At 70.8% G+C, this 17718-nt stretch carries 11 protein-coding genes and 1 pseudogene; 8 read left to right on the top strand and 4 right to left on the bottom strand.

What is annotated here, in order from left to right:
- Positions 1 to 102 precede the first annotated feature (102 nt).
- The 3 genes and pseudogenes from EDD32_RS12520 to EDD32_RS12510 all read left to right on the top strand — a co-directional run.
- Positions 103 to 570 (top strand): annotated as a pseudogene (locus EDD32_RS12520) (cbb3-type cytochrome c oxidase subunit I); the annotation flags it as partial.
- Positions 571 to 909: 339 nt separating this feature from the next.
- Positions 910 to 3072: a bifunctional copper resistance protein CopD/cytochrome c oxidase assembly protein gene (locus EDD32_RS12515; protein WP_123917963.1), complete on the top strand. Its 2163-nt coding sequence runs from the start codon at positions 910 to 912 to the stop codon at positions 3070 to 3072.
- Between the two features lie 214 nt (positions 3073 to 3286).
- A complete protein-coding gene (locus EDD32_RS12510) occupies positions 3287 to 4660 on the top strand; it encodes an IS1380 family transposase (RefSeq protein WP_425459484.1) in 1374 nt (457 codons plus the stop codon).
- A 151-nt stretch (positions 4661 to 4811) separates the two neighbouring features.
- Here EDD32_RS12510 and EDD32_RS12505 read toward each other — a convergent pair whose 3' ends face one another.
- A complete protein-coding gene (locus EDD32_RS12505) occupies positions 4812 to 6026 on the bottom strand; it encodes an IS110 family RNA-guided transposase (RefSeq protein WP_123914369.1) in 1215 nt (404 codons plus the stop codon).
- Between the two features lie 227 nt (positions 6027 to 6253).
- Here EDD32_RS12505 and EDD32_RS12500 point away from each other — a divergent pair, with 227 nt between their 5' ends.
- Genes EDD32_RS12500 through ccsB form a run of 4 tightly spaced genes read left to right on the top strand, consistent with a single transcriptional unit; the run spans position 6254 to position 10389 of the window.
- A complete protein-coding gene (locus EDD32_RS12500) occupies positions 6254 to 6841 on the top strand; it encodes a TlpA family protein disulfide reductase (RefSeq protein WP_123917961.1) in 588 nt (195 codons plus the stop codon).
- Between the two features lies 1 nt (position 6842).
- Entirely contained in the window at positions 6843 to 7664 is an 822-nt protein-coding gene (locus tag EDD32_RS12495; RefSeq protein WP_342771406.1) for a cytochrome c biogenesis CcdA family protein, read from the top strand.
- Between the two features lie 5 nt (positions 7665 to 7669).
- Positions 7670 to 9403: a cytochrome c biogenesis protein ResB gene (resB, locus tag EDD32_RS12490; protein ID WP_123917959.1), complete on the top strand. Its 1734-nt coding sequence runs from the start codon at positions 7670 to 7672 to the stop codon at positions 9401 to 9403.
- Positions 9403 to 10389: a c-type cytochrome biogenesis protein CcsB gene (gene ccsB / locus EDD32_RS12485; RefSeq protein WP_123917957.1), complete on the top strand. Its 987-nt coding sequence runs from the start codon at positions 9403 to 9405 to the stop codon at positions 10387 to 10389. The genes resB and ccsB overlap by 1 nt, the downstream gene beginning before the upstream one ends.
- A gap of 34 nt (positions 10390 to 10423) precedes the next feature.
- Here the strand turns inward: ccsB and EDD32_RS12480 are convergent, their stop codons facing one another.
- Positions 10424 to 10876: an arsenate reductase/protein-tyrosine-phosphatase family protein gene (locus tag EDD32_RS12480; RefSeq protein ID WP_123917955.1), complete on the bottom strand. Its 453-nt coding sequence runs from the start codon at positions 10874 to 10876 to the stop codon at positions 10424 to 10426.
- Between the two features lie 186 nt (positions 10877 to 11062).
- Between EDD32_RS12480 and EDD32_RS12475 the strand changes: the two genes are divergently transcribed.
- A complete protein-coding gene (locus tag EDD32_RS12475; protein WP_123917953.1) occupies positions 11063 to 12214 on the top strand; it encodes a heparan-alpha-glucosaminide N-acetyltransferase domain-containing protein in 1152 nt (383 codons plus the stop codon).
- A gap of 23 nt (positions 12215 to 12237) precedes the next feature.
- On the opposite strand, the gene EDD32_RS12470 is transcribed toward EDD32_RS12475, so the two are convergent.
- Both EDD32_RS12470 and mobF read right to left on the bottom strand, forming a co-directional pair.
- Positions 12238 to 13692 carry an IS256 family transposase gene (locus EDD32_RS12470; protein WP_123917951.1) on the bottom strand — a complete coding sequence of 485 codons (1455 nt, stop codon included), beginning with the start codon at positions 13690 to 13692 and terminating at the stop codon, positions 12238 to 12240.
- Positions 13652 to 17248: a MobF family relaxase gene (gene mobF / locus EDD32_RS12465; RefSeq protein ID WP_123917949.1), complete on the bottom strand. Its 3597-nt coding sequence runs from the start codon at positions 17246 to 17248 to the stop codon at positions 13652 to 13654. Before mobF ends, EDD32_RS12470 begins: the two co-directional genes overlap by 41 nt.
- Positions 17249 to 17718 lie beyond the last annotated feature (470 nt).

The raw sequence follows: 17718 nt of genomic DNA, 5'->3' as shown, positions 1-17718 counted from the left end.
CGGAAGGAAGTACGACTGTGGCAAGCCCGGTAAGAACCAGCCCGCAGATCGTTCCCGGGCTCCGACCCGAGCGGCAGAGCCTCGGCAGGACCGTCGTCACCTTGGATCCTCTTCATCGACTTCCACACCACCTTCCTCGACCAGCACTGGCTCGGCGCCCAGGGCATGCCCCGCCGGTACCCGAACTACATGCCCGAGGACGGCTTCACCCTCTACAACCAGATCTCCACCGTCGGGTCGGTGCTCGTCGCCGTCTCGACCCTGCCGTTTCTGTGGAACGTCTACGTCACCATGCGCGGCCCGCGCACCGTGTTCGTCGACGATCCGTGGGGCTTCGGCAACTCCCTCGAGTGGGCCACCGCCTCCCCGTTCCCGCGGCACAATTTCACCTCGCTGCCGCGCATCCGGTCCGAGCGCCCCGCGTTCGACCTGCACCACCCCGAGGTGGCCGCCATGGACCCCCCGGAGCGCAACCGGGATCTCCTGGACTCGCTGTACGCGGGCCCGGAGACCCACGGGCGCGATCGACTCATCGACCAGCGCACCGGCAGGACTGACCATGATCGATGACCGCTCACCGCGGTGGCTCGAAGCGCCGGCGGTGACCGGTGCAGGCTCGCGGCCACGGCGACGGTCCTCCGATCCTGGTGGCTGCGTTCCTGCCAGCTTCTCTGATCGCCTGAGACGGCGGTCGCCCGGCCTGCCCGGTCGCGGCCGACCACAGCGAACCACCCCTACACCTGCGTGAGTGATCCGATGAGGACGACCGTGTCCCCCAGTGACAGCGCGGACGGTGCCCGAAGTAGGCCGGAGCGGACGCAGCGACGCCCCGGTGCACTCTCCCCCTCCCCCGAGGATCACCGACCATCGCTGCACAGGGTGTGGTGGTTCCCCCTAGGCGCGCTGCCCATGGTGCTTGTCGCCATGGTGGCGGGACTGGCCCTGACCGGTGCCGCGGGCCCACCCGAGCTGTTCGATCCCGGCCCGCTCGTGCGCTGGGGCCTGCCCGTCGTCACCGCGCTCACATGGGTCGGATCGACCCTGACCATCGGCGCGTTCGCATTATGTGCCCTGGTGCTGCCTCGCCCCGGAGCGGACCGAGCTGGCAGGGAGCCGGCCAGCGGCGGCGCATGGTGTCTCCTCGCACCGGTGGGCGTGATCGCCGCGGTGGTGTGGGCACTCGCCCAGCTGGCGGCCCTGCTGCTCACGCACGCGGCGGTCCTCGGGACGCCGATCGGCGGACCGGGCTACGACGTCCAGCTCATCCACTTCGTCACCGAGATCGAGATGGGCCGCTACCTGGCCTTGGCCACGCTGCTGGTCGCGGTGATCCCGATGCTGGCCGTCGCCACCACGAGGTACGCCTCGGTCGCGTGGGCCGGCGTGCTCGCCCTGATCTCGCTGTACCCGGTCGCGCAGACCGGCCACGCCGCGGGGGCGGCAACCCACGACCTGGCCGTGTCCTCGTGGTGGTTACACCTGGGGGGCGTCACCGTGTGGGTCGGAGGCCTGGCCGCGTTGTGTCTCGTCGCCCCCAGGCTCGGCGCCGATCTTCCGCGCGTGGTGGAGCGGTACTCCCGCGTCGCGCTGTGGGCCTTCGTGATCACCACGGTGGCCGGCGCCGCGAACGCCTGGGTCCGGCTGACCACGCCGCTGGACCTACTCACCCACCCCTACGGTCAGCTGCTGCTGATCAAGGTGGTGCTCACCCTCGCGCTGGGACTGGCCGGCTGGGTGCACCGCACCGCGACCATCCCAGCGATCCGCGCCCACGCCGACGCGGCCGGCGCAAGGGCGGGCTGGGCGTTCTGGTGTCTGGCCGGGGTCGAGGTCCTCGTCATGGGCGCGGTCGTGGGCATCGCCGTGGCCCTGGGCTCCTCACCGCCACCGGACCCCCTGGAACCGGTCAGCAACGCCGGAGCGCTCTTCGTCCTCACCGGATACCCAGAGCCACCGGCGCCGACCGTGCTGACCTACCTCACGCAGTGGCGACCAGAACCGCTGACCGCGTTCGCCGCCCTGGCCGGTCTGGTCGTCTATCTACGCTGGGCGCGACGCCTGGCCCGCCGGGGCGACGCCTGGCCCGCCGCGCGCACCGTCAGCTGGGTCGCGGGTCTGCTGCTTTTCTTCTGGGTCACCAACGGCGGACCCGCGGCCTACGGGAGCGTGCTGTTCAGCGGCCACATGGTCCAGCACATGCTGCTGGCCATGGTCATGCCCATCTTCCTGGTGCTCGCCGCCCCCGTCACCCTGGCCCTGCGGGCCCTTCCGGCCCGCAGGGACGGCTCCCGCGGGCCTCGGGAGTGGCTCCTGGCGGTGGTGCACTCCCACTTGGCCAGATTCTTCTCCCACCCGGTGATCGCCGGCGTGAACTTCGCCGGGTCGCTGGTCGTCTTCTACTACTCCCCCCTCTTCGAGTACGCCCTGACCAGCCACGTCGGGCACCTGCTGATGGTCGTGCACTTCACGGCCGCCGGGTATCTCTTCGCCAACGCCCTCATCGGCGTCGACCCCGGCCCCGCGCGTCCGTCCTACCCGCTGCGCCTGCTGCTGCTGTTCGCCACGATGGCCTTCCACGCCTTCTTCGGCATCTCCCTGATCTCCCAGACCACGGTCCTGGCGGCCGACTACTTCGGCCAGCTGAACCTGAGCTGGGGCGGCGACCTTCTCGCCGACCAAGAGACCGGCGGAGCGATCACCTGGGGCATCGGCGAGATCCCCACCCTCGCCCTGGCCATCGCCGTGGCCCTCGCGTGGGCGAAGGAGGACGACCGCGCCGCCAGACGCTCCGACCGCAAGGCAGAGCGCGACGACGACGCCGAGCTGCGCGCCTACAACGACATGCTCGCCGCCCGCTCGGGACACCCGGCACCCGAGGCAGACCACGATGATCCCCCCAACAACCCGGGCCACCAACATGACCGCCGAACACCTCCGTCGCGCATGTCACCGAACCAGCCCGTCCGGCGGACCGTTGACCGTGCAGTAACCCCCTCCCCCGCCGGACAAGCCCGCCGCCGACCCCGAGCGGGCACACCGCCACCGACCCACCCACACGAGAGTGAGAGATGACACACCCACCGGCGCCCAGCCGAACGAACGCCACGCACGACACCGACGAGGAGACGACCTCGAGCGCCACTGCCCGGCCGCAGCGGTCCCTCAGCCCTGATCCACCGGTGTGGGTCGGTGGGTGAGCGTGGCGTAGAACGAGAATGCCCTCCTGAGCAGGGAGGATCGGGATTGCGACGTCTCGATCAGCCTGTCCAGGAGGGACACCTCGTAAGTGAAACCTTCTCACACGATTCGACCGGTCTTCGATGAGTCCAATCTGGTGTCGGCGGCGGGTCTGGTCCCGGCGTTGCGGCTGGCGGAGTCCGCGGGTTTGTACGGCCTGCTCGAGGGGTTGACGGTGCCCTCGCCCAACGCGGGGGTCAAGACGGCGGGCGTGGTCGGTGGGATGCTCGCCGGTGCGGACTGCATCGATGACCTGGACCTGCTGCGTCATGGCGGGATGGGCCGAGTCTTCGCCGGGGTCCGGGCGCCCTCGACGCTGGGCACGTTCCTGCGCTCGTTCACCCACGGTCACGTCCAGCAGCTCGACAAGATCAGCGGCGCGCTGCTGGCAGGGCTCGCTCGGAAGGTTCCCGCCCTGGTGAGCGGCGCTGGCACGGAGGACATCGCGTTCGTCGATGTCGATGACACGATCCGGGAGGTTCACGGGTACGCCAAGCAGGCCGCGGCGTACGGCTACTCCGGGGTGCGTGGCCTGAACGTCCAGCTCGCCACCGTCTCCACGGAGGTGGCGGCGCCGGTGATCGTGCGGGCCCGGCTACGGCGCGGGAACGTCGCCTCGCACACCGGGGCCGGCCAGCTCCTCGCCCAGGCCCTGGGGACCGCCCGGACCGCGGGCGTGGCCGGACCGGTGCTGTGCCGGGCGGACTCGGCGTACTACGGCCACGCCTTCGTCGCCACCGCCCTGCGCCACGGGGCGTGGTTCTCGGTGACGGTGCGGATGAACCCCCAGGCCAAGGCGGCCATCGCGGGCATCGGCGAGGACGCCTGGACCCCGATCAAGTACCCCCATGCGGTCTGGGATGAGGCCGAGCAGCGGTGGGTCTCCGACGCCGAGGTCGCCGAGGTCCCCTTCGTCGCGTTCACCCGTCGCCGCAAGGCCGAGCGCGTGACCTGCCGGCTGATCGTGCGCCGCGTCCGACGGCTCCAGCCCCTGGCCAGTGACGGCAGCGAGCAGGGCGAGCTGTTCGCGACCTACCGCCACCACGCGTTCATCACCAACTCCGACCTGGACACCATTCAGGCCGACCAGCGCCACCGCGGGCACGCGGTCATCGAGCAGGTCATCGCCGAGCTCAAGGACGGGCCCCTGGCGCACCTGCCGTCGGGGAAGTACGCGGCGAACGCGGCGTGGGTGGCGATGGCGACGATCGCGTTCAACATCGCCCGAGCCGCCGCCGTCGCCGCGAACATGGCCACGGCCCGGTGGGCCACCCTGCGCCGCCGGATCGTCAACGTCCCCGCCCGGATCGCCTCCACCGGCCGCCGGCTCATCCTGCACCTGCCCGCCCACTGGGCCTGGGCACAGGCCTGGACCGCGCTCCACACCGCCGCCACCGGACCACCACCGGCCACCGCGACCTGACCACCCAGCCCCCACGGGCACGAACCGAGGAACCCGACGTGGAAGAGCCGGCACAAACCGGCAGCCCCACCACGCCCAAAGACCCGCGATCCCGAGCACGCCACCAGATCAGCGACCACCCCACCACGTCGGTGGATTCTCAATGACTTTGTCAAGCCGTTTGGGCCATCGGTTCTCGCGAGGGTGGGGCGAGTTCGAAGGGTCGGTTGTCGCGGAGCAGGGCCCATAGGACGTCGACGCGTCGGCGCGCCAAGGCGATGAGCGCTTGGACGTGCCCGTGGCCTTGTCCGCGCTTCTTGAGGTAGTAGTCGCGGTTGGGGCCCTCGCGCATCATGGCGGCTGAGGCGGAGAGGTAGAACACTCTGCGCAGCTTGCGCGAGTAGCGCATCGGCCGGTGCAGGTTCCCGGTGCGCCGGCCAGAGTCCCGCGGGACCGGGACAAGCCCGGCGGCCGAGGCGAGCCGTCCGGCGTTCGCATAGGCGGCAAGGTCCCCTGCGGCGGCTACCAGCTCGGCACCGAGGATCGGTCCCATGCCGGGCAGGGACTCGATGATCTCGGCCTGGGGGTGCGCGCGGAAGGTGGTGGTGATCCGGGCGTCGAGGTCGGAGATCCGCGCGCCGAGCGCCAGGAGCTGAGCGGCGAGGTCGGCCACGATGCTGGCCGCCACATCCTGCCCGGGCACGACGGTCTGCTGGGCCTTGGCCGCACCGAGCGCAGCTGCAGCGATCTGGTCGGCGCTGCGCACCTTCCGCTTGACCAGCCATGCCCGCAACCGCGACTCACCCGTCCGGCGGATCGCCTGCGGCGTCTGGTAGCCCGTCAGCAGGACCAACGCACCCCGGCTATGGGCGTAGTCGAAGGACCGCTCCAGCGCAGGGAAGTAGCCGCTGAGCACGTCGCGGAGCCGGTTGACCACGCGGACCCGGTCACCGACCAGGTCGGTGCGGTGGGTCACCAGTAGCCGCAGCTCGGTCACCAGCGCGGTGGCGACCTCGACGTCCTGTAGATCGCCGCGGTGTCGCAGGGTCTCGGCGATGACGTAGGCATCGCGGGCGTCGGTCTTGGCCTCACCGCGGTAGGCGCTGGCCATCTGGTTCACCGTGCGGCCGGGGACGTATCTCACCCGCTGACCGTGGGCTGCCAGCAGTGCCAGCAGCAGTCCCGACATGGTCCCGGTGACGTCTACTCCCCAGACGACCTCGTCGGCGTGGCCAAGGACGCCGGCGATCGCGTCGAGGATGGCGGCCTCGTCGTTGACCACCTTCGTCGACCAGACTGTGGTGCCGGCCTCGTCGATCAGGCAGATCCAGTGATGACCCTTACCGACGTCGACACCAGCCCACCCGGGCGCGATCCGTTGCTTCATCAACTCCTCCTTCGAGCACACGAGCGATTGCCATGGCCCGAAGGAACACCCCGCCGACAGATCCGTAAACAGCGACCAGGACGCGCATCTCAATCAGCAGTCAAGGCGCCCCAGGAGGAACCGGGCGGCCAATCCATCGGAGCCATCAACGGGCGATCAAGGCTCAGCCACACCCAGCCCTCCCGGGCCACCCAAGAACTTACGGATCAGGGCTCAGTCGCCGTGCCGTGATCAGCGCCGGCCTCGGGGCAGCCGCCGCGTTCGTGCTCGCATCCTGCGCCCCGGGCAGCGGCACACAGTCCCCCGCCGCGGCCGCGGCCGCCGCCTCGGACGCCGGGTACGTGGCCGGGGACGGCACCTTCGCCACCTGGGCCCCGGACCAGCGCGCCGACCCCATCTCCCTGGTCGGCACCACCTACTCCGGGGAGAGGCTCGACCTGGCGGACTGGCGCGGTGACGTCGTGGTGGTCAACTTCTGGTACGCGGCCTGCCCGCCATGCCGCGCCGAGGCACCGGACCTGAAGGCCATCCACACCGACTACACCCCGCAGGGGGTGAAGATGCTCGGGATCAACCCCCGCGACGACGTCGGCACCGCTCAGGCCTTCGAGCGCACCTTCGAGGTGCCCTACCCCTCCCTGCACGACCAGGACGCCCGCGGGGTCGCCGCCTTCGAGGGGCTCGTGCCCCTGCAGGCCATGCCCACCACCGTCGTCCTGGACCGGCAGGGGCGGGTCGCCGCCCGCATCCTGGGCCAGATCGACCCGACCATCCTGCGAGGACTCATCGACGACGCCCTGACAGAGGAGGTCTGAAGTGAGCCTGGACCAGATCGGTGACGCATTCGCGAACCTAGTGCTGACCGGGCCGATGCTCGCGGCCCTGCCGATCGCGGCCATCGCCGGGGTCGTCTCCTTCGCCTCCCCCTGCGTCCTGCCGCTGCTGCCCGGATACGTGGGCTACCTGGGCGGGATGGCCGGCGCGACAACGGGTCCCCGCGCCGCTCTGACATCGCCAGCAAGCACAGTCACCGGCCGTCGAGGACCGTCCCGACGCGCCGGCACCGCCCAGCTGCTGGCCGGGGTCCTGCTCTTCGTGGCCGGCTTCACCGCGGTGTTCGTGCTGCTCGGCGTGGTGTTCTCCTGGGCCGGCATCCTCCTCGCGCCGTGGCTCGACGTCGCCACCCGGGTCCTGGGGGTCTTCGTGATCGTGATGGGTATGGCATTCCTGGGGCGCCTGCCCGTGCTGCAGCGCGAGGCCCGCATCCACACCCTGCCCCGCCAGGGCGTGTGGGGTGCCCCGCTGCTCGGGGTCGTGTTCGGGCTGGGGTGGGCACCGTGCATGGGCCCCACCCTGGCCGCTGTCCTGACCCTGTCCTTCGGGGAGGCCGACCCGGCCCGCGGCGCCGTCCTGGTGCTGGCCTACAGCCTCGGGCTGGGCGTGCCCTTCGTGGTCCTGGCCATGCTGCTCTCCCGCTCCACCCGCGTGCTCGCCCTCCTGCGCCGGCACCGCCTGACGATCCAGCGCCTCGGCGGGGCCCTGCTCGTCGTGCTTGGGATAGCCATGGTCAGCGGACTGTGGGGCCTGCTGTCGGGATATCTCCAGGGCCTGGTCGCCAACTCCCAGACGCTGGTGTGAGAAGAATGAAGACCACAACCGAGGTCGACGCGACCAACCTGAGCTCCAAGGAGGGGCAGGGACAGCAGGACCCCCAGGGCGCCCCGGCCCCGCCGGAGGGGGCGCGGCTCGGCCTGGCCGGTTGGCTGCGATGGATGTGGCGTCAGCTGACCAGCATGCGGGTCGCGATCATGCTGCTGCTGCTCCTGGCCGTCACCGCGCTGCCCGGGTCGCTCTTCCCCCAGCAGCCGCAGGACCCCGCACGGGTGGACGAGTACTTCACCACCTACCCGCGCCTGGCTCCCTGGCTCGAGCGGCTCGGCTTCTTCGACGTGTACAACTCGCCCTGGTTCGCCGCGGTGTACCTGCTGCTGTTCACCTCGCTGATCGGGTGCATCGTGCCGCGCATCCGGGTGCACTGGCGGGCCCTGCGTGCCCAGCCGCCGCGTGTGCCCCGCAGCTTCCACCGGTTCCCAGTGCGGGAGGAGCGCACGGTCACCGAACCCCGCCCCATGGTGCAGGCCAGCATCCTGGCCGCCCTGAAGGGTCGCTACCGTGCGGCAGTGACCACCGAGGGCATCACCGCCGAGCGGGGGTACCTGCGCGAGAGCGGCAATATCGTCTTCCACCTCTCCCTCATCGGCGTCCTGCTCTCCCTGGCGGCCGGGCAGCTCTACAGCTACCGCGGGCAGTTCATCGTCGTCGAAGGCGAGTCCTTCGCCAACTCCGTCCTCGACTACGACACCTTCGACCCGGGCACCTTCTTCGACCCCGACTCCCTCGAGCCCTTCACCTTCACCCTGGAGGAGTTCCAGTCGGAGTTCACCGTCGACGCCCTGGCCCGCGACTTCGCCGCCACCGTCCGCGTGACCGAGCCGGACGGCACGACCCGCCGGGAGGTCATCAAGGTCAACGACCCCATGAACGCCGGCGGTGCGAACGTGTACCTGATGGGCAACGGCTTCGCCCCGAAAATCACCGTGCGCGACGGTGCGGACGAGGTGGCCTTCTCCGGGCCGGTCCCGTTCCTGCCGCAGGACTCCGTCTACACCTCCAGGGGCGTCATCAAGGTCCCCGACGTCAGCGCCGGCGAGCAGCTCGGGCTCACCGGGGCCTTCCTGCCCACCGCCATGATGGCTGAGGACGGCTCCGGGGCATACTCCGCCCACCCCCAGCCCAACGCCCCCCTGCTGGTGCTCACCCTCTGGGCCGGTGACCTCGGCCTGGACGAGGCCGTGCCCCAGAACGTCTACGTCCTCGACACCGACGACATGCGCCAGGTCTACGAAGAGGCCGAGGACGGCTCCCCCGGCTCCGCCGACGGCGGCCAGCAGCCGGTGACCCTGTTCCTCTCCCCCGGTGAGAGCGTGGAGCTGCCGGAAGGGCTCGGAACCGTGACGTTCGAGTCGCTCCCCCGCTTCGTCGGCCTCGACCTGCGCTACGACCCCTCCCTGCCCTACCTGCTGGGCTCCTCCGTCGCAGCCATGCTCGGCCTGTTCGCCTCGCTGTTCGTGCCGCGCCGACGCCTGTGGGTCAAGCTGGCCGACACCCCCGACGGCGGCACCGTGGTCTCGGGAGCGGCACTGGCCCGCGGGGACGACCCCGGCCTGGCCCGCGACCTCGCCCGGGTGCTGCAGCACGCCGGCACCCCGGCCGACCCATCGCCCAGCACAGCATCGGCAGCGCAGGACAGGGCCGGGGCACCCGAACCCACTCCCTCCAACCCCGCCGGCAACAGCCCGGCCCGGAAAGGACACTGATGCCCGAGACCGCCCTGGGCCAGATCAGCCTGGTACTGATCTACGGAGCGATGGCCGCCTACCTCGTCGGCTTCATCGCCTTCGCCATCGACCTCTCCGGCTTGCGCGAGAGCGGTCCCCGCGACCGGCGCCGCCGCGCCGCCGGCATCGCGATGACCACCACCTGGCTCGGCTTCGCCCTGCACCTGCTCGGCGTCATCACCCGCGCCATCGCCGCCGCCCGGGTGCCCTGGGCCAACATGTACGAGTTCTCCATCCTCTTCACCCTCGTCGCGATGGTGATCTTCCTAGCGCTGCAACGCGGCCGGGACATGCGCTTCCTCGGCACCTTCGTCCTCGGCCCCGTGCTCCTCATGCTCGGTATCGCCGTCTCCATCCTCTACGTCCGCGCCGACGGCCTCCAACCGGCCCTGCAGACCTACTGGCTCGTCATCCACGTCTCCATCGCCACCCTCGCCGTCGGCGTCTTCTCCATCGCAGCGACCCTTTCGACACTCCAGCTCGTCCAGGAACGCGCCGAGCTCCGCCGGGCCCGCACAGCCACTCCACCCCAGTCGCCCACCTCCCCCGGGTCAGAAGCCGACGGTGCGACGGTGACGGCCACTCTGGCCCAGGAGGAAGGGCGGACCAGGTCCCGCGGTCTCTGGGGGCGTCTGCTCGACGTCGTGCCCTCCTCCGACGAGCTCGAACGCCTCGCCTTCCGGCTCAACGCCGTCGGCTTCATGATGTGGACCTTCACCCTCGTCGCCGGCGCGATCTGGGCCGAGCACGCCTGGGGCCGCCCCTGGGGCTGGGACGCCAAGGAGACCTGGTCCTTCGTCATCTGGGTGATCTACGCCGCCTACCTTCACGCCCGCGCCACCCGCGGCTGGGAAGGACGCCGGGCCGCCTACCTCTCCATCGCCGGCTTCGTCGCCATCCTCGGCAACTACTTCCTCGTCAACCTCGTCTTCAACAGCCTCCACTCCTACAGCGGCATCGGATAGCCCCGACGTGCGCGGACGTACCGGCGCGGGGAGGTCACCCGGCAGAGCCAGCTGTCGCAGCATCTGGCGGAAGGACCGGCGGGGCAACAGCAGGAAGGTCAGTCAGAAGGCCCTCGACCCGGAGCCGGATCTCCTGACGTACGGCCCGCACGCACTCCATGTCCTTGACGGCCGGGTCCTCGAACTCCCAGTCCTGATACCGCACGCCATGGAAGTAGGGGCAGACGTCCGCGCCACCCACGGTGATCACGACGTCGGACGCCACGACGTCGGAAGGGGAAAGGACGCTCGGCCTCACGGCGCCGAGGTCGATGCCTTCCTCGGCCATGACCACCACCACCACGGGGTCGACCTCGTCGGCATGCTCAGCGCCGGCCGTGCGCACGTCCACCCGCCCGCCGCACAGAGCTCGCAGGTACCCACCAGCCATCTGGGAACGGCCAGAGTTGTGGGCACCGACGAACAGGACCGGACAACGGCCGGACACGACCCCTCCCTCCGCAAATCCGAACGAGGCTCCTCCTGTCTCTATGGTGACGCCGGTAGTCGCTCAGCGGGTACCGCACCTGCGCCAAGACTTCGACGCCGCCCCGCACCCCATGGGTAGCCCCGACGGCTCAGGCCGCGTCACGAATGGTCTGCCCGCCAGCCGTGGTGGACCGGGGCAGCAGGGGTGAGCCGTCCGGCCGGCGGAGCTCTCCCGCCGCGCCTGGTGGGCATCGACCTGGCGCGCGGTCTGGCGGTCCTGGGCATGTTCGTCGCCCACCTTGGTGACGAGGGGCCAGGCGGTCGGCACGACCCGGAGTGGTTCGTCATCGCGGACGGGCGCTCCTCCGCGCTCTTCGCGTTGCTCGCCGGCGTCTCCCTCGCACTGACCAGCGGCCGCCAGGTCCTTCCCTCGGGGGTGGGGCTGATCCGGGCGCGGCTCGCAGCGCTTGTCCGCGCGGGAGTTCTTCTTCTCATCGGCGTCTTGCTCGTCGCCCTGGGCACCCCGGTGCTGGTCATCCTGCCGGCGTACGCGGTGCTGTTCGCCCTCGCTATCCCCTTCTTACGTCTGCGTCGTCGGTGGCTGGTGGTGGGCGCCGTCGCCGCCGCGGTGATCTCCCCGACGGTGATCTTTGCTCTGACCACCCCGACCGCTGACGGCCTGCCGAGTGTGCTCGCGCGCCTGATCGGCCTGTCCGACCCGGTCCGGCTGCCGATGGACGAACTCGTCACCGGCCCCTACCCCGCGCTCGTCTTCCTGGCCTACGTCCTCCCCGGCATGGCTGTGGGCCGCAGCGACCTGTCCCGGGTCCGGACCCAAACGGTCCTGGTGGGTGCCGGCATCGCCCTCGCATGCCTTGGATGGGGCACCTCGCGCCTCGCGCAGGACTCCCTCGAGCCCGATGCCGCGCCCCTGACGCGGCGTCTGGTCAGTGCCGCGGCGCACGACAACTCCACCCTTGAGGTGATCGGAAACGGCGGCACCTCCCTCGCGGTCATCGGTCTTTGCCTGCTGCTGACCCGGCCGACGGCTAGGTACGGTCGGGCCCTGGCCAGCGGTCTCGCCCCGGTAGCAGCCACGGGAGCCATGCCGCTGACCGTGTACTCCCTGCAGGTCGTCGCCATCTTCCTGCTCGGCAACGACGTGGTCTGGAACCCTCAGTCGAACGCGGTCTTGGTCTGGTTCATCGTGACCGCCCTGACCGGCGCGTGGTCGTGGCGGCACTTTCTGGGGCGCGGGCCGCTCGAGCGCCTCCTCAAAGCGGCCGTCGAGACGGCCCTCGCCAGCCCGCCCCCACCGTCGGGACGCAGCGGCCCGCACTCGGGCGAGCGACGATGACCACGTCGCCCCTCCGCCAGCACCTACGTGCTGCGACACGACGTGGTGCCGCTCGCGGGGTCTGTCCGACTAACGGTGTATGCAGCGGTCCTCATCAGTGGTTCTCTGCCCTTAGGCATCCGATCGCCGAAGGTGATCGCGAATGCGTTGAGCGCTGGCTTCCAGCGCACGGTCCATCGTGTCTGCCCGGTTCCTTTGGGGTCCAGTGACCTAGTCACCAGGTAGAGACACTTCATCGCCGCCTGCTCGGTCGGGAGGTGGCCCCGGACGGTGACCGCGCGCCGGTAGCGGGCGTTCAGCGACACGACTCGATCGCGTTCGTCGAGCACAGCACGGTGCGGATCTCGGCGTCGCAGTCCAAGAACGGCACGAACTGCTCCCAGGCGTCTGCGCCACAGCTGCCCGATCGCTGGGTAGGGCTTGTCCCACTTCTGCTCGAACTTCTCAAACGCCGCCCACCCGGCCTCCCGTGAGGGGGCTCGGTAGATCGGCTTGAGGTCGGTAGCGATCTGGCCCCAGTACTTCTTCGAGGCATTTCGGAAGGTGTTGCGGATCAGGTGGATGATGCAGGTCTGCACCACCGCCTGGGGAACCACCGCACCGACCGAGTCCGGCAGCCCCTTGAGACGGTCGCAGACGACGAAGAACACATCCTCGACGCCCCGGTTCTTCGGCTCCGAGAGGACCTGCAGCCAGAACTTCGCCGACTCCCCGCCACCGGCGCCGGCCCAGATTCCGAGGACGTCCTTGTGGCCGGCCAGGTCGACGCCGATGGCCGCGTAGAAGGGCCGGTTGGCGACCTGGCCGTCGCGGACCTTGACGTAGATGGCGTCGATGAACACCGCGGCGTAGACCTTCTCCAGCGGCCGCGCCGCCCAGTCGGTCATCTCGGTCAGCACCCGGTCGGTGATCCGACTGATCGTGTCCTTGCTCAGCGAGGCGCCGTAGATCTCCTCTAAGTGCGCTGAGACCTCGCCGGTGGTCAACCCCTTGGCGACCAACGACAGCACGATCGTGTCGACCCCACCGAGACGCCATTGGCGCTTCTTGACGATGACGGGGTCGAAGGTGCCGTCGCGGTCCCGAGGAACCTCGATCTGCACCAGTCCGACGTTGTCGGTCAGCACCGTGTTGACCCGGTCCCCGTTGCGGGAGTTGCCACTCCCGCGGCCGGTCGGCTCGTGCTTCTCATAGCCGAGGTGATCGGTCAGCTCTTCGCCCAGGGCGGTCTCAATCACCATCTTGGTCAACGCCTTGAGCATCCCGCCCGGCCCGGTCATCGCGACCCCACGCGCCCGAGCTGAACGAACCAGCTCTCGGGCAATACCGAGTTCTTCCGTCGAGGGCTCTGCCAGTTCACCAGGACCGTCGACATCTTCGCTGCCCGCGGCGCCGGCCACGGCCGCCTCCGCGAGCGAGGGCTGCTCGAGCAGCTCCTCAGTACTCGATGGGCTCACGCCCGCCAGTGTTTCGGTCATCACTGACCCCTCCTCGCCAACCAGCCGGTCGGCGTGTCGAGCCACTTACACCGTTGTTCGGACAATCCCCCGAAGAGCCGATATGGGCGCGGTGAAGGGCTTGGGCGGCTCGGTGCCGGTCGCGTCCCTGGGCGAGGGTCTGGGTGGAGGCGCCGAGCGGTGCGGGGCTGGTGATGGCGTACCGGTCGCGGTAGGCGGCGATGACGGCCAGCTCGGCCAGCCACCGTTCCCGGTCGCCGGCACTGTGCGGCCTCCCTCCGATGCGGGACACCCAGGCTGCCCGGTCGCGAACCGCGGCTTCGGCGAGGGTTTGAGCGCGGGTCTCGATGAGCTGGCGGCGTTCGGCCAGGGCGCGGGCGAAGTCGGCGGGCATCGGCCCGGACGCGGCGGGGAAGATGCCGGCGACGAGATCTGGGGTCGTCCCGGGAGCGGGCCGCGCCGTGGCTCGGGCGAGGCGGGCGGTGAGGACGGCGGCGATGTCGTCGGCGTCGAGCAGGGTGCGCTGGGCGACGAGGCGCGGCAGGAGGGTGTCGACGTCGTGGTGGTTGGCCTCGGCGCGGCGCAGCTCGGCGGTGAGGACGGTGAAGGCCTCAGACTCAGTGGCCTGGGCGGCTTCGGCCGTCGTGAGCCCGCCCGCGCCGGTGAGAGTGTCGGTGACGAGCCGGGTCCAGCGGTCCTGCTGGGTGGTGGTGGCGATGGTCTCGTACTCGGCGGCGAGCTGGGCGATGCCGGTCCAGCGTTCCTGTTCGGCGGTGGTGGTCTGGTGGGCGGAGAGCTCGAGCCCGGAGTGGTTGAGCACCCCGAACAGCACCGTGCGGGCGGAAGTGCCGGTCTCGGCCGGGGTGGCGTGGAGGGGATCGGGCTGGTCGAGGGCGACGTAGGCGGTGTTGGCGTGGCGGCCGCGGGTCATCGACACGTACAGGTTCTCGCGGGTGGTCGACGGAGAGACGACCACGTGCGCGGTGTCGACGGTCAGGCCCTGGGCGCGGTGGGCGGTGACGGCGTAGCCGAGGTCGACGTGCCTGGCGACGTACCCGGCCGGCAGCCTCACGCTCGCGCCAGCAAGGTCGGCGGCTCGGTGGACGTCGAGCGTCCCGTCGCGGCCGACGTGGGTGACGGTCCAGCGGTCGCCGTTGCGGACCCAGGTGCCTTCGCTGGTGCGCAGGCGCCGGTCGTTGCGGCGCGTGATGACCACATCACCCACCGACGCGCGAGCCTCCTCCCGCAGCCCGACCTCGCGCAGCGTGGACGTGACGCCCGCCTGGATGCGTTCGGCGCGGGCCCGCTCGTTAAGCTGCCGCACGGACTCCGCAGCCTCGGTCACCAGGATGGACGACATCCCCGTCTGCAGCTCGTGCTGCCACGCCTGGTAGGCGGCGTCGACCATGGCCTCGGTGGTGCCCTCGAGGATGCGGCGGTGGGCGGCGTACGCGTCGATCGCGGTCGGGTCGCCGTCACGCAGGGCGAGGGAGGCGTGCTTCTCCCACTCGTGGACGAAGCGCCGCACCTCCACCAGCTGTGCCAGGTCGCCGTCGCGGGCCTGGACGAGCATGTTGAATGCTCCGCCGGCGTCGACGGACTGGAGCTGGGCCGGATCGCCGACGAGCACGACCTTCGCCCCGACCTCTCCTGCGCGGGTGGCGATGGTCTCCACGGTGCGGGTGGAGGCGAGGGTGGCCTCGTCGAGGATGACGAGCTGGCGTGGGCGGAAGTCCGCCCTGCCGCGGGCGTGGTCGTGGACCCACTTGGCGGTGTTGTCGCACCCGAGGCCGATGTCCTGGGCGAGCACCTGCGCGGCGGCGGCCGACGGCGCCATCCCGACCACGGACCCGGGCCCGTGCGCCGCGGTCCAGGCACCGGCCAGGGCGGCCATCGCGGTGGACTTCCCGGCCCCGGCCGGACCGACCAGCACGTCCAGCCGCCGCCCCGAGGACAGGACACGGGCGAGCGCGGCGGCCTGCTCGCCGTCGACCACCGCACCGCCACCCCGGCCGCCAGTCACGGTCTCGACGACGTGGCCAGCGACGACAAGGGACGAGGTGCGGTCCTCGGCCAGGGTGAGCAGCCGGTCCTCCGCGGCGAGCAGCCGCTCGCTCGAGTAGTACATGGAGTGCCGGGGCCGCAGGGTGCTGGTGCCGTCGCCGCCCCGCATCCCGGTCGGGGTGGTGGCGACCTCGGCGGGCGTCAAGACCACCGACCGCCGGGTGGCGGCGTCGGTGATGAGCGCGACCGCCTGTTCGCGGTCCGCGGCGGTGGCGAAGCGCCAGCCCATGGTGCGGCGCGACGCCTCGGCCCACAGGTTCCAGTGCCGCCAGGTCGACCGTCGGTCCGACACGGCGTCCACGACGTCGGCGGCGGCCTGGTCGATCAGGAACATCGGCACCGACTCCAAGGTGAGCGCCCGCGCCGGCTCTCGGGTGGTGAGAGTGCGTGTCCACTCGGTCGGGTCACCCCGGAGGATCTGCTGCGCGCGTGTCCGCCACTCGGCAGTCAGCTCAGACAGGGCGCGGATGGTCTTCTCGGGGCGGGTGTCCAGGGTGGCCTCCGCACGCAGCTGGACGATCCGCCGCCCGGTGGGGCGGTGGCCGTGCTCGGCCACGTAGGCGGTGATCTTCGCGTCGGTGGCGACGTCGATCGCCCGGGCCCGGCTGGAGAACTCACCGATCAGGGCTTCACTGACGCCGCGGATCTCCCACTGGCCGGTGCGGTCCTCACCGCGTTCGCGCCGCTCCCAGGACAGCCCGAACGTGCCGGTGAGCCGGTCGGCCAGTACGGCGTTGTAGTGCTCAGACAACGCGACGATTGCGTGGTGGACGGCCCGGGAGTCCAGGGTCCGCCACCGCCCGTCATGGGCGGCCATGACCTTGTTCGACACCACCACGTGCGTGTGGAGCTGCGGGTCGTTCGCGCGCGAGTCCCAGTGGTCGTACGCCGCCGCGGCGACCCCGACGACCGGCACCTGCGCGATCCCGGCGTGGCCGGTGCGGGTCGCGGCGACCTCCCGCTCGAACAGGTCGAGCACCTCGGTCACGGCGACATGGTGCGCCGCGACGATCAGCTCCTGGGTGTTCGCGTCCGCCAGGCCCCACAGCACGGACACCGACTTCGGGACGGAGAACGTCAGGTCGAAGCCGGCGGTTGCGGTCTGCGACCCGCGGACGGCCTGCTCGGCCTGGATCCGAGTCACCTCGGCTTCGAACTCCCCCGCCGGCAGGAACCGGTCCACCCGCGCGGTCAGCGCCGCCGTGCGCTCCGCCACGGACGGGTACTCCCGAAACGGCAGGCCGAGGCTCTCCCCGGTGACGGGGTCGTTGCCGCGGCCCAGCAGCGTCTGCAGCTGCTCGGGTGTCACCGTCATGCCCGGGCGCAGCTCGCCGGTTCCGAAGTACGCGACGCCCTTTCCCAGCCACACCCCCGGCGGGGTGCCGGCCTCGGCGAAGTACCGCGTGAGCGCGGTCGCCCGGGCGGCGTCCCCGTCGCCCCGCACGACCGACCGGAGCAGGTACCCGTACCCCTTGCCCGCCGAGACCACCCTCATCGAGACCGTCACACCCACCAGGTGCGCCTCGGGTGCCAGAGGTGTGAAGACCACAACCACGAGGCCGTCTCGAACCACGCCGACCGAGTGGCCGAAGACGCAGGCGAGCCGTCCACGCAGGGGTCGGCTCCGCCACCGCGTCTCCGGTCGGCGCCGGACGTCCGGCAGACACGGTGGCTTGGCCTCTGGCGTGGGCGGCACACCTGGTAGTCGAACAGGCCTTCTCGGGCGCCGTTTGCCGGCATGGGCGCGCTGGTCGACGAGCTACCGCAAGAAGGCGGAGAGGAGGGAACTTCAGTCCGGTCACCAACACACGCCGACCTTCTCCCCGTACGCACCCTGACCTGGGCCGATATGCGCCGTCATGGTGCGTACGGGGTGCGTACGGGGTGCGTACGGGGTCAGCCACCCCGTACGTTCTCGGCAACGCACCCACGCGAGAGTAAGTCCCATGCAACCCGAGATCGCACACGCGAGCCGGACACCAG

Source organism: Georgenia muralis (assembly GCF_003814705.1).
GTDB lineage: Bacteria > Actinomycetota > Actinomycetes > Actinomycetales > Actinomycetaceae > Georgenia > Georgenia muralis.
This window is presented reverse-complemented; position numbering and strand designations above follow the sequence as displayed.